Origin of the sequence: Saccharopolyspora sp. SCSIO 74807 (genome assembly GCF_037023755.1) — a bacterium.
Lineage (GTDB): Bacteria > Actinomycetota > Actinomycetes > Mycobacteriales > Pseudonocardiaceae > Saccharopolyspora_C > Saccharopolyspora_C galaxeae.
Genome location: NZ_CP146100.1, coordinates 5,869,458 through 5,882,005 on the forward strand (window position 1 = coordinate 5,869,458; position 12,548 = coordinate 5,882,005).

The window sequence follows — 12,548 nt, forward strand, 5'->3', positions numbered from 1 at the left end:
TAGCGAAACGGCTGCACTCGCCGAGCCTACCGGGCCCAACATAGATCCTATATGGTGTTGGATCTGGATCGACGCTTTCCCCGCACGAGGCCGGAGGACCATGCCGCACACCGCTCAGGACTGGCCGATCGGCGCCGCGCTCCTGCAATTCCCGGGCACCACCCGCGACGGCCGCTCCGTGCAGGATCTGCCCGCGCAGCAGTGGGGACGAGTGCTGCGCGAGGTCGCCGCCGAGGGGTTCGAGCACCTCGACCTCACCGACAGCTGGCTGCGCCCGGCCGACCTGAGCCCGCAGCGCCGCCAGGAGTTCGCCCGCACGCTGCAGGAAAGCCGGCTGGCCGTCTCCGCGCTGTCGGTGACCCGGCGCAGCGTGCTCGACCCGGACACCGGGGCCGCCAACTTCGACTACCTGCTGCGCAGCATCGACGCCGCGGCCGAGCTGGGCGCCGGAGTGGTCTGCGCCGGGCTGCACCGGCCGCTGACCGATGCGCAGCGCGCCGCGGTCTGGTTCTGGCACCAGCCGGGCGCTGGCGACGACCCGGCGGACGAACGCGCTTGGGAACTGGCCGTGCGGCGGTTCCGCGCCGCAGGTCAGCGCGCCGCGGGCCGGGGTGTGGCGCTGTCGCTGGAGATGTACGAGGACACCTTCCTCGGCACGCCGGAAAGCGCGGTCCGGCTGGTGCGCGACATCGGCCTGGCGAACGTCGGGCTCAACCCGGACATCGGCAACCTGGTGCGGCTGCACCGTCCGATGCCGCACTGGGAGGAGCTGCTGGTGCCGACCCTGCCCTACACCAACTACTGGCAGATCAAGAACTACTACCGCGACCACGACCCCGCGACCGGGGCTTACGCCACCTCACCGGCCCCGGTCGAAAGCGGCGTCATCGACTACCGCAAAGCGCTGGAACTCGCGCTGGAAGCCGGTTTCGACGGCCCGATCTGCACCGAGCACTACGGCGGCGACGGCCTCGGCGTCTCCGCCCGCAACCGGGATTACCTGCGCCGGGTATTGGCCGTGAAGCTGGCCGCCACCTGAACGTCGCGCTCCTCTCGGTGCGACACCGGCAACCTTTCGTTGCCCGTCACGTTCGCGATTCGGCCCATTCTCGAACGTCGCGGCGAAGGAAAAGGAGCGTGGCGATGGGCGGGGCGGCGAGATTGACCACGAATGTGTTGATCCCGAGCCAGAGCGGCGCGACACCGAACGTCAAGCTCGCGAGACCACCGGCTATCAGAAAGAAAATTCCCAACGGTATCGCGGACACCAGCAGCGCGATTCCCTGCGAAATACCGGCCACTTGCAGCATCAGAATGGCCACCGGCCCGCCGCGCAAAACCCGGCGCATCCACAAGGCCACCGGTAACGGCCAGATCAGCAGGACCAACAGGGTTATGATCAGGAAGTCGAGGGTGGGATTGCCGGTCGCGAGCAGGCCACTGCTGGTGTAGGTGCCGCCTCCGCCGCTGGAACCGCCGGGGCCGACCAAGAACTTCACCACCCCGAGGGCCGCGCTGTAAAAAAGGACGCAGAACGTCACTACGAGAGCGGGCAGCGGGAGAGCGAACAGCACAACGCCCAGCACCACCTCCTTCGGCCGCGGCTTGGTCGGCCTGTTCTTGCGCGGTACCGGCACACCGGCCCGTTCGTAAACCGGCCGCAACGCGAGCGGCAAGGCGTGCTGCGTCCGGGTGGCGGCGCCGCTGAGCGGATATTTGCCGTCGAGCATTTCCAGGTGCGGTGTCCAGTCCGGATCGAACCAGATCGCGGCACGGACGTACCGGCCCCGGAACAGGCGGTGCCGCGCCCGCGGCTGCGGATAGTCCGGCAATCCTTTCGGAAAGTACTGGTGCACTGATTCCCGGAACTGCGCGTACTGCGACCGGTCCCGGCTGACGAGGATCACCAGCCGAGCCGGATCACGCCGCACCACCTGATCGACTTCCCATTCCAGGCCCTTCCCCGGACCGGCGGCCAGCAGGACCAGGCCGGCCCGGTCGAGCCCGGTGAGCACTTCGTCCTGCCACTGCTCGTCGGCGACGTAGCTGCGCTCGGCACCGGGTTGCGGTAGCTGATCCGAGGGCTTGCCGAGCGCGACCATCCGGCCGAACGCCGCGACCCCGCGGGCGACCTGCTGCTCCTCCGTGCGGAGATCGGCCAGTGTCGGCGGCCACTGCAACACGTCGCGAATCCGCGTTCCCCCCATCCGCGCGAAGCCTCGATCATCGGAGAACGACCGGAGATACAGCACGACCCGCGCGTCCGCGGGCAAGAACCGAAGGCCGGGCACCACCGGCGTCAAGTGCCGGCGACCGCGCACCAGCGCCCACACTCCGACACCGACCAAGGCGAAGCCGACCACAAACTCCAGTGCGCCCAGCCAGATCGAGTCGTGCTGGAAATCTGCCAGCAGGCACACAGCGCCCGCCAGCACTGCGACCGAGCCCCACCTGTCCAGCCGTCTGCCACGTTGTAGAGACCGCTCGAGCGCAGCAGGCGATTGGGAAGGGTCCCGTTCTGCCATTTCCGTCCTATCGTCGGATTTCGTCGTCGCCGTCTCTATGGATCCGTCGCACACCGCCGGTGGAGGCCGAAGAGTATCGACCGACGATGTTGCAGGTGGCTCCGGGCCCATCACCGCGATTACGTCGGCGCAATGAACCCGACAATTCGGCGCACACCAGCGGCCGTTATGCATATTCGCGCGCGAACACCGCCGCCGAAATCCGCAGCGCTGCAGATTACACCCGAATGGCGGCTTTCCGAACGCGCCCGCCGCGAGATCGACTGAATCTTCCCCAATGTGCGGAGCGTGGATGTCGAGCACCGATCGGTTGCAGTCGTTGGCACCCCAGGACTACCCGGGGCTGTTCCAGGCGGCGGATGCCGTCTCGGTGGCACAGCAACGCAGCTATCTGCGCGCCGTTCGAGCCCGGCTGGTGCTCACCGTCGCGGCTGCCGTCTTCGCCGCGTTCGAACTTCCCGTCGGCACCGAGATCGAGCTGTACGCGGTGGGGACCGCACTCGCCTTCATCGGCGTGATGGCCGTGGAGCTGGCCGTGGCCGGGAACCGGCCGGACAAGCTCTGGTACGAAGGCCGTGCTCTCGCGGAGTCGCTGAAAACCCTGACCTGGCGCTACGTCGCGGCCGCCGCTCCGTTCAACGGCGAGCGGGCCGACGAGGAGTTCGTCGAGCGCATCCGCGCCCTGCAACGCAACATGCCGGAGGTTCCGCCGCAGCCGAGCACGGCTCCGGCGATCAGCGAACGGATGCGCGCGATGCGAAGTGCCCCGCTGGCCGCGCGCAAGGAGGCGTACCTGACCTTCCGGGTGCGCGACCAGCAGGACTGGTACGCCGACAAGGCGGTTTACCACCACCGGCGCGCGCGGATCTTCTGGACCCTGACGTTGATCATGGAAGTGGCGGGTATCGCGGGCGCGCTGGCCAAGGCCTTCGGCCTCGTCGACTTCGACCTCGCCGGAATCGTGGCGGCACTGGTCTCGGCGCTGGCCGCGTGGAACTCCACCCGCCAGCACAACTCGACCGCGACCGCTTACGTGCTGGCTTCGCACGAACTCGCGGCGGTCCGCGACCAGCTCTCGCACGACCTAGACGAGCAGGAATGGTCCGACGCCGTGGTCGACGCCGAAACGGCGATCAGCCGCGAACACACCATGTGGCACGCCAACAGGGCGCGGTGATCGTTCCAGCGCGGCGAGTCAGCAGCGCGCTCCGGCGGTCCCATCGGGCGCGCGGACGAATGCCTACCGCACGCCCATATCGTGCGGTTTCGCTGACAGCGCCGCGACGGAGTGGTTACGGTAAGAACATGCGATGCCAGGAATGCGGCCGCGACAGCGCTTCGGCCGACGCGGACGGGACCTGCACCGTCTGCGCGGCGCAGGCCGAGCGCGAAGTGGCCGAGCTGACCGGTGACCCGCCGGTCGAGTACTGCGAGCTCGCAGGCAAGCGTGTCCGCGTGACCGGGTTGCCGCCGCACGTGCCGCTGGCCGACACCAGCGGCGAGCAGCCCGACCATTCCGTTCCCGGCTCCGTCCTGAACGCTCCGGACGTGGAGCACGAGTTCTTCATCCGCTACGGAATCGGCGGCGGGTAACCGCCCACAGCGGTAACGCGGCGGGTGCGCCGTACCCGTCGGATGCTCGCCCGTCGGCGATCTTCCAGTGTCCGATGTGGACCGGAAGTGACCGCTTCCGCGGCCAGGGCAGAAGCGCAGGCGAAGCCCGGATCTCGTTCGGCCGCGCGGAGAATCCGCTCGGTACGTTGACACCCGGTCGCCGCCACCTTAGCGTTTCCGGATCGACCCGGTCGTGACACAGCCTACACAGACCCGGAACGCCGCTCCGGCCCGGGAAGCGCCACCCACCCCGGAACCTCCGAACAGCCCGGACGCCCCGAACAGCGGGCGACATCGCGGGACACCCATCCGATCCGGAAGACCCCTGTACCTCCGAAAAGGCCTGTACCTCCGAAAAGGCTCTATACCTCCGGAAATACCCCTGTACCGTGGAAATACGGAGTGCCGATGGCTGCCACAGCGGAAGCTCCGACGGTCGTCCACTTGCACGAGTCCGACCACGTCGCGATCGCCGGGTCCGATCTGGCCGAGGGACTCGAAGTCCGCGCAGGTGGACAGCTGATCAGCGTCCGCGAGGAGGTCCGGCGCGGGCACAAGATCGCGGTGCGTTCGGTCGCGGCTGGCGAGCCCGTGCGCCGCTACGGGCAGGTGATCGGCTTCGCGGCGGTCGACATCCGGCCCGGCGAGCACGTCCACCTGCACAACCTCGAATACCGGGAGTTCGAGCGGCATTACGAGTTCGCCGCCGAAGCGCGCGCGGAAGACGTGGTCCCCGAGCCGCGACGCACCACCTTCCAGGGCTACGTGCGTTCGGACGGGCGCGTCGGCACCCGCAACTACCTGGGCGTGCTCACCAGCGTCAACTGCTCGGCCACCGCGGCCAAGCGGATCGCGCAGCAGGTGCGGTTCTCCGGAGCGCTCGAGGACTTCGACAACGTCGACGGCGTGGTGGCGCTGACCCACGGCACCGGATGCGGAATGGCGCCGGGCGGCGAAGGGATCGAGGTGCTGCGGCGGGTGATGCGCGGCTACCTCACCCACCCCAACTTCGCCGGATTCCTCGTGCTGGGGCTCGGGTGCGAGGACAACCAGATCGTGCAGCTGACCCGGGACGTGCCGCTGCGGGCGGACCTGCCCGTGGTCACCACCACGATCCAAGAACTGGGCGGCACCGCGAAAACGGTGCGCGAAGGCGTCGCGCGGCTCACCGAAATGCTGCCGGAGGCGAACAAGGCGGGGCGCAGCACCGTGCCGGTGAGCGAGCTGGTGCTAGGCACCAACTGCGGCGGATCGGACTCGTACTCCGGTATCACCGCCAATCCCGGGCTCGGTGCGGCAGTAGACCGGCTCGTCGCGCAGGGCGGCACCGGAATCGTCGGTGAGACACCGGAAATCTACGGCACCGAGCACATGCTGGTCCGTCGCGCCGAAAGCCGCGCGGTCGGCGAGAAGCTGCTCGACAAGATCGCTTGGTGGCAGGACTACACCGCGAGGAACGGCGGCTCGATGGACAACAACCCGTCCCCCGGGAACAAGGCGGGCGGTCTCACCACGATCCTCGAGAAGTCGCTCGGTGCCGTGGCGAAGGGCGGGACCACCACGCTGCGGGACGTCGTGGATTACGCCGCTGCGGTGACCAGCCGCGGTTTCGTCTTCATGGACACGCCCGGCTACGACCCGGTGTCGGTGACCGGGATCGTCGCGGGCGGCGCGAACGTCGTCTGCTTCACCACCGGCCGCGGGTCGGCCTTCGGCTGCACCCCGGTGCCGAGCCTCAAACTCGCCACGAACACCCCGCTGTACGAGCACATGCGCGAAGACATGGACGTCAACTGCGGAGGCGTCGTCGACGGCGCGACCACCATCGACGAACTCGGGGACGAGATCTTCGAGCACGTGGTGCGGGTCGCCTCCGGCGAACGCACCAAGAGCGAGGAATTCGACTACGGCGAGGAGGAATTCGTCCCGTGGCACCTCGGCACCGTCATGTGAAACCGGAATCCCGCTGAGCGGCGGAATAGGCCACTCGCCGGCTCGGGCGCCTCTCCCCTGCCTGGAGGCTCGTGATGTCCACCTACGCGGAATCGCCTGACACGCAACGAGATCCTTACGCGCTGACCGCCGACGAGATCCGGGAACCGCCCCGGACCTGGCGGGCGAGCCTGCGCTTCTTCGGTCCCGGGTTGATCGTGAGCGCCTCGGTGGTCGGCTCCGGCGAGCTGATCGCGACCACGGCGCTGGGCGCCGAGGCCGGATTCGCGATCCTGTGGCTGATCATCGTGAGCACGTTCGTCAAGGTCGCCGTGCAGATCGAGCTCGCCCGCTGGACGATCTCCACCGGCCAGCCGGTGATGACCGGGTGCAACAAGGTCGCGCCCCGGATCGGGCGGATCGGGTGGATCACCGTGCTGTGGCTGATCATGGCGGTGGCCAAGCTGATCCAGCTGGGCGGCGTCATCGGCGCGACCGCCACGGCGTGCAGCATCCTGGCGCCGGTGGGCGGCGATCCACTGGGGACGACTTCGCTCGCGGTGTGGACGGTGGCGCTGGCCGCCGCGACCATCGTCCTGCTCTACTCCAACCACTACTCCCTGATCGAACGGGGTGCGGCCGCGCTGGTCGCGATCTTCGTGGTGATCACCGTGGTGATCGCCGCCGGGTTGCCGTTCACGCCGTTCGCCTACGGGACCTCGGATGTCCTCAGTGGACTCTCATTCGGCATTCCGCCCGGGGTGGTGGGCGTCGCGATCGCCGCGTTCGGCATCACCGGCATCGGGTCCGACGAGATCATCGCCTACCAGTACTGGTGCCTGGAGAAGGGCTACGCGCGCTGGACCGGTCCGGCCGACGGCAGCGATGCCCGCACGAAGCGGGCCAACGGCTGGATCCGGGTGATGTACCGGGACGCGCTGCTGTCGTGGGTCGTCTACACGCTGGCGACGCTGGCCTTCTTCGTCATGGGCGCGGCCGTGCTGCACCCGCAGGGCCTCGTTCCCGAGGGCAACGGGATGCTCACCACGCTGTCCAGGATGTACACCGACACCCTTGGAAACTGGGCAGGCGTGCTGTTCCTGATCGGCGCGATCGCGGTGCTCGGCTCGACGCTGTGGGCCTCGCTGCCCTCCTGGGCTCGAGTGTGGACCAACACGCTGGCCCTGCTCGGCGTGCTGGACTGGACGGACCAGCGGGCCCGGACGAGGTGGCTGCGGATCTTCACCGTCGCCCTGCCGATCACCTGGAGCGCGGCCTACCTGCTGCTGTCCGAACCGGTGGTCATGGTCCAGGTCGGCGGGATCTCCGGAGCGCTGTTCCTGGTCGGTGTCGTGGTCGCGGTGTGGTACCTGCGCAACACCGAAACCGACCCGCGGCTGCGCGGAAGCCGCGCGTTCAACGCGGCCCTGGTGATCAGCAGCGCGGCGATCGGACTGCTCGGCGTCTACACGCTGCTGACCACCGTCGGCGTCGAGTTCGGCTGAGCACCCCGGTCCGAACCGCTCGCTCCACGGTCCCCTCCTCCCGGCCGGAGACGCCAACGGCCGTGCAAAACCGCGAAAGGTGCCGCAGATCACGCTGCGCGCACTTGAGTGTGCCGCAGCGGCACGGCTTTTCGTGGAGCACGGCTCACCGCGCGTCACCGAACGAGAGGAACGACATGGCACTGCCGGATCTGCGGCCGGTCGAGGACTTCTTCGGCCAACCGGAACGTGCCGGCGCATCGATTTCGCCGGACGGAACGAGGATCGCCTACTTGGCGCCGTGGCGGGACCGGCTCAACGTGTGGGTCCAAGACCTCGACTCCGGTGCTCAACCCCGCTGCGTCACCGCTGACGATTCCCGCAGCGTGCTCAGCTACCAGTGGACGAACGAACCGCGCTGGCTGCTCTACACCCAGGACGAGGGCGGCGACGAGAACTGGCACGTGCACCGGGTGGATCTGCACGACCCGGACGCCCCGGCCGTCGACATGACCCCGTTTCCCGGCGTGCGAACCCTGGCGCTGGAACAGCCCGCCGCGCGTCCCGGGAAAGCCGTCCTGCACCTGAACGCCCGCAACGCCGCCGAATTCGACCTGCACGAACTCGACATCGCCACCGGCGAGCTCACGCTGCTGGCGCGGAATCCCGGCGACGTCGCGTCCTGGCTCACCGCGGGCCGCGAGTTGTTCGCACTGCGCTACACCGCCGACGGCGACATCGAGTTGTCCCGCTGGGACGGTGAAACCGCTCAACCGCACCGGATCACGACCTTCGACGGCGACGACTACCCGTTGGGCGTCTGCCCGTTCGAGATCACTCCGGACGGAACCGCGGCATGGATCGGATCCAACCGGGGAACCGACCGGACCCGCCTGGTCCGGCTCGACCTGGCCACCGGCGCCGAGGCCGAGGTCGACAGCCACCCGACCTTCGACCTCGACACGCGCGCGTTCGTCTTCCCGACCCTGCCCTCGCCGCTGATCCGGCAACGGGGCACCGGCGAGCTGCTGGGCGCGCGCTATCTCGGCGAGCGCCAGGTGATCCACGCCTTCGATCCGGATTTCGCCGAGGTGCTCAAGAACCTCGAACCGCTCTCCGATGGCGATCTCGCGGAGGTCTCCTCGGACGAGAACGGCCTGCGCTGGATCGTTTCCTTCACCCGCGACCGCGATCCCGGTGTGACCTGGTTCTACGACCACGCCACCGGTGAATGCCGGCTGCTGTTCCGCCCCTACCCGCACCTCGACCCGGATTCGCTGGCCGCGATGCACCCGGTCACGATCACCGCGCGCGACGGGCTGGCGCTGCCGTCCTATCTGACGCTGCCGGTCGGGATCGAGCCCTCCGGACTGCCGATGGTCCTGATGGTCCACGGTGGACCGTGGACGCGGGACTCGTGGGGGTGCGACAAAGCCGTGCAGTTGCTGGCCAATCGCGGCTATGCCGTGCTGCAGGTGAACTTCCGCGGCTCGACCGGCTTCGGCAAGGCCCACATGCGGGCCGCGATCGGGGAATTCGCGGGCGCGATGCACGACGACCTGATCGACGGCGTCGACTGGGCCGTCGAGCGGGGTTACGCCGATCCGGACCGCGTCGCGATCTTCGGCGGTTCCTACGGCGGCTACGCCTCCCTGGTCGGCATCACCTTCACCCCGGACCGGTTCGCCGCGGCCATCGACTACGTCGGCATCTCGAACCTGGCCAACTTCATGCGGACGGTGCCGGAATTCGCCAAACCGGGCCTGATCGCCAACTGGTTCCGCTACGTCGGCGATCCCGGCGACCCGCAGCAGGAAGCGGACATGCTCGCCCGCTCCCCGATCACCCGGATACCCGAGATCCGCACCCCGCTGATGGTGGTGCAGGGCGCCAACGACGTCCGGGTCGTGCAAGCCGAATCGGACCTGATCGTCGACGCGCTGCGCGCCCGCGAGGCCGATGTGGACTACCTCGTCTTCCCCGACGAAGGCCACAGCTTCGTCAACCCGGAGAACCTGATCGCCATGTTCCGCGCCGCGGAGCGCTTCCTCGCGCGACACCTGGGAGGACGGGCGTAGCCGCCCGGCCGGGACTAGCCAGTGTTCCTGGCCTCGCGGTAGGCGTTGCCGCTCTGGTTGGGCCGGACGCCGTCGTAGAGGCCGGTGGGGCTGGTTTCGGTGGAGAGCGTGAACCAGGCGTAGCGCTCGACGAACGGCAGTTCTTCGAGCATCGCGGTGGAGTTCCGGACGAACTCGGTTTGCTGCTGCTGGCTCGGGTAGCGCGGCGTCGCGCCGGAGAAATCGATCAGCGCGTATTCGGTGAGCCAAACCGGTTTCCGGTAGCGGTCCTGAACGGCTTGGACGTAGCTGCGCAGCTGCTCGGTCGCCGCGGGTGAGAAATCCGCGCCGTACCAGTGCAGCGGGATGAAATCGACCCGGTAGCCGCGTTCGGCCGCGCCCTGCATGAACCGGTCGAGCCAGCCGCCTTCCTGATCGGCACCGGTGGCCACCGCGGGTGCGCCCAGCCGCATCCCGGTTTCCTGCAGCTGCGGCCACAAATCGAGGGCCTGCTCGACGGACATGTTCGCTTGCTCCGCCATGTCCGGCTCGTTGAAGCTCAGCAATGTCGAGCCCGAATTCTTCGCCTCGTCCAGCTCTTGCCGGTTGACCGCATCGGCGCCCCAGATCGTCGGGACGAATTCCGTGCCCTCCGGTGCTGCGATGCCCTGCTCATCGGCGGACCAGTCGTAGAACCAGCTCGTACCGGCGTCGCCGAGCGCTTCGTCCACACCGGACACATCGGTCGCGCTGACACCCTTCTTGCCGGGATCTTCGACGGTTCCCGGCCCGGCTGCCGCGGCCGAGGGCGCGAGCAGCACTGCCACCACCGCCGCCAGCGCGGTCCGCAGCGACGTCCCGGCGACCATCAAATCCCCCGATGGCAGGCCACGGCGAGCCCGAACGACGTGCGGGTACCGGCGAGCAAGCGAGCTGATTTCCGCATGAGTCCTCTTCGAGGTGTGCACGACCAGGAAAGTTCGAGAGCATCATAGGAACGCGCACGCGCCAGGTCCCGGCACGAATTTTCCCGGATTTCGCGCCACGCCCGGATTCACCCGCGCAGCGGTTTCGCCCGCGTTCGGCGCACGCCGGACTGGAAGCCGAGCACCAGCCTCGGGAAGGAGCACCTCCATGACGCGGTTCGACTACATCATCGTCGGCGCCGGAACAGCTGGTTGCGTGCTCGCCAACCGCCTCTCCGCCGATCCCGATGTCAGCGTGCTGCTGATCGAGGCGGGCGAGCAGGACGCGAACCCGCTCATCGCCATGCCGCGCGGATTCGCCGAGCTCATCGGCGATCCCAGCAACGCGTGGCACTACCCGACTCGCCCGTTCGGACCGGCCCGGCAGGTCGAGCACTGGGTGCGGGGCAAGACGCTCGGCGGGTCCAGCTCGGTCAACGGCATGGTCTACAACCGCGGCAACCGCGCCGACCACGACGCGATCGCCGAGCTCGGCAACCCGGGGTGGGGCTGGGACGAGATGCTGCCGGTCTTCAACACGATCGAGGACAACCCGCTCGGCGCCACCGAAGCGCGCGGCGCGGGCGGCCCACTGCAGCTCTCGACCGCCGAAGGCGGTGACCCGCTGCTCGAGGACGTGCTCACCGCCGGTACCCGACTCGGCTGGCAGCGGGCGCGGGACCTCAACGAGACCGACGAGGAACGCATCGGCTACACGATGGCCACGATCCGCGACGGCCGCAGGTGCAGTGCGGCGACCGCGTTCCTGCACCCGGTCATGAACCGGCCGAACCTGACCGTCGCGCTGCGCACCGACGTCGATCGGGTCGTGCTCGACGGTGACCGGGCGTGCGGCGTGCGAGCCAGGCAGGACGGGCGGGCCGTCGAATACGGCGCCATCCGCGAGGTGATCCTGTCCTCCGGCGCGCTCGCCACGCCGAAGATCCTTCAGCTCTCCGGAATCGGTGATCGCGAGACGCTGCGCGCCGCCGGGGTCGGCATCGCCGCGGAAAGCCCGAACGTCGGCGCCCGGATGCGCGAGCACCGCGTGCTCTACGCGCAGTTCCGGCTCGCCGAGGACATCGGGTACAACCGGCTGCTGAACACGCCGGAGGCCCAGCAGCGGGCAATGACCGAGTACCAGGCGACCGGAGGCGGGCCGATGGCCGCGCCGTCGTTCGACATCGTCGGATTCTTCAAGACCCGCCCCGAGCTCGCCCGCCCCGACGCGCAGCTGCAAGTCGCGCCGTACTCGATGCTGCCGCCCGAACCCGGCAAGGGCATTCAGCTCGAGCAGGAGCCGGGGATGGTGTGCATCGCCTACCTGCTGCGGCCGGACAGCGCGGGCGGCGTCCGCATCACCTCGGCGGATCCGGACGCACCGCTGGACATCGATCCGGGGTACTTCAGCACCGAGCACGACCGAACGACCTCCGCGGCCGCCTTCCGCGTGATTCGCGGGCTGTTCGGCACCGCGCCGCTCGCGCAGCGGATCGAGCACGAGATCTCGCCCGGGGACGACGTGCAGACCGATCGGGAGATCATCGACGCCGGGTTGCTCGGCGGCGCTTGCGGTTACCACGCGAGCGGGACCGCCGCGATGGGGCCGAACGATGACGACGTGGTCGACTCGCGGCTGCGCGTGCGCGGTGTGGCCGGGCTGCGCGTAGTGGACGCCTCGGTGTTGCCGATCATGGTTTCCGGCAACCTCAACGGGCCGGTCACGGCGTTGGCTTGGCACGCGGCCGATTACATCCTCGAAGACGCCTGACCAAGGCTGACTGCGGAACCGCCGGCGAGGGCTGGTGCCGTTCCCCGGTCGGCGGCGTCCACCGCGTCATCACACTCGGATAGAGCAGTCCGAAATCCGCACGGCTACGGGCAGAACCTCGACTGCCCGAACACGACCAACCGTTCGTCGCAGCAACACGACCGCACAACGGAGCAACACGGGAAAATTCATTGCCTCCC

General features: G+C 68.7%; 9 protein-coding genes. 7 read left to right on the forward strand and 2 right to left on the reverse strand.

Annotation, left to right across the window (positions count from 1 at the left end; genetic code table 11):
• Positions 1-100 precede the first annotated feature (100 nt).
• Entirely contained in the window at positions 101-1,039 is a 939-nt protein-coding gene (locus V1457_RS27015) for a sugar phosphate isomerase/epimerase family protein (RefSeq protein WP_338597776.1), read from the forward strand.
• A 46-nt stretch (positions 1,040-1,085) separates the two neighbouring features.
• On the opposite strand, the gene V1457_RS27020 is transcribed toward V1457_RS27015, so the two are convergent.
• On the reverse strand, positions 1,086-2,525 hold the full coding sequence (locus tag V1457_RS27020; RefSeq protein WP_338597778.1) for a hypothetical protein: 1,440 nt from the start codon (positions 2,523-2,525) through the stop codon (positions 1,086-1,088).
• Between the two features lie 292 nt (positions 2,526-2,817).
• Between V1457_RS27020 and V1457_RS27025 the strand changes: the two genes are divergently transcribed.
• From V1457_RS27025 to V1457_RS27045, 5 genes are all read left to right on the forward strand, one after another.
• Positions 2,818-3,702: a DUF4231 domain-containing protein gene (locus tag V1457_RS27025; RefSeq protein ID WP_338597780.1), complete on the forward strand. Its 885-nt coding sequence runs from the start codon at positions 2,818-2,820 to the stop codon at positions 3,700-3,702.
• Between the two features lie 128 nt (positions 3,703-3,830).
• Complete coding sequence (locus V1457_RS27030) at positions 3,831-4,118, forward strand: hypothetical protein (protein ID WP_200071630.1); 288 nt, start codon at positions 3,831-3,833, stop codon at positions 4,116-4,118.
• Between the two features lie 429 nt (positions 4,119-4,547).
• Complete coding sequence (locus tag V1457_RS27035; RefSeq protein WP_338597781.1) at positions 4,548-6,092, forward strand: altronate dehydratase family protein; 1,545 nt, start codon at positions 4,548-4,550, stop codon at positions 6,090-6,092.
• A 74-nt stretch (positions 6,093-6,166) separates the two neighbouring features.
• Positions 6,167-7,576 carry an Nramp family divalent metal transporter gene (locus tag V1457_RS27040; RefSeq protein ID WP_338597783.1) on the forward strand — a complete coding sequence of 470 codons (1,410 nt, stop codon included), beginning with the start codon at positions 6,167-6,169 and terminating at the stop codon, positions 7,574-7,576.
• Between the two features lie 176 nt (positions 7,577-7,752).
• Positions 7,753-9,633 carry a S9 family peptidase gene (locus V1457_RS27045; RefSeq protein WP_338597785.1) on the forward strand — a complete coding sequence of 627 codons (1,881 nt, stop codon included), beginning with the start codon at positions 7,753-7,755 and terminating at the stop codon, positions 9,631-9,633.
• Positions 9,634-9,647: 14 nt separating this feature from the next.
• Here the strand turns inward: V1457_RS27045 and V1457_RS27050 are convergent, their stop codons facing one another.
• Positions 9,648-10,481: a glycoside hydrolase family protein gene (locus V1457_RS27050; RefSeq protein WP_338597787.1), complete on the reverse strand. Its 834-nt coding sequence runs from the start codon at positions 10,479-10,481 to the stop codon at positions 9,648-9,650.
• Between the two features lie 265 nt (positions 10,482-10,746).
• Here V1457_RS27050 and V1457_RS27055 point away from each other — a divergent pair, with 265 nt between their 5' ends.
• A complete protein-coding gene (locus V1457_RS27055) occupies positions 10,747-12,348 on the forward strand; it encodes a GMC family oxidoreductase N-terminal domain-containing protein (RefSeq protein ID WP_338597788.1) in 1,602 nt (533 codons plus the stop codon).
• Positions 12,349-12,548: the final 200 nt, after the last annotated feature.

Bases quoted from the DNA above. Each gene is read 5' to 3' on its own strand.
- V1457_RS27015 (WP_338597776.1), top strand. From the start codon at position 101: ATGCCGCACACCGCTCAGGACTGGCCGATCGGCGCCGCGCTCCTGCAA.
- V1457_RS27020 (WP_338597778.1), bottom strand. From the start codon at position 2,525: ATGGCAGAACGGGACCCTTCCCAATCGCCTGCTGCGCTCGAGCGGTCT.
- V1457_RS27025 (WP_338597780.1), top strand. From the start codon at position 2,818: ATGTCGAGCACCGATCGGTTGCAGTCGTTGGCACCCCAGGACTACCCG.
- V1457_RS27030 (WP_200071630.1), top strand. From the start codon at position 3,831: ATGCGATGCCAGGAATGCGGCCGCGACAGCGCTTCGGCCGACGCGGAC.
- V1457_RS27035 (WP_338597781.1), top strand. From the start codon at position 4,548: ATGGCTGCCACAGCGGAAGCTCCGACGGTCGTCCACTTGCACGAGTCC.
- V1457_RS27040 (WP_338597783.1), top strand. From the start codon at position 6,167: ATGTCCACCTACGCGGAATCGCCTGACACGCAACGAGATCCTTACGCG.
- V1457_RS27045 (WP_338597785.1), top strand. From the start codon at position 7,753: ATGGCACTGCCGGATCTGCGGCCGGTCGAGGACTTCTTCGGCCAACCG.
- V1457_RS27050 (WP_338597787.1), bottom strand. From the start codon at position 10,481: ATGGTCGCCGGGACGTCGCTGCGGACCGCGCTGGCGGCGGTGGTGGCA.
- V1457_RS27055 (WP_338597788.1), top strand. From the start codon at position 10,747: ATGACGCGGTTCGACTACATCATCGTCGGCGCCGGAACAGCTGGTTGC.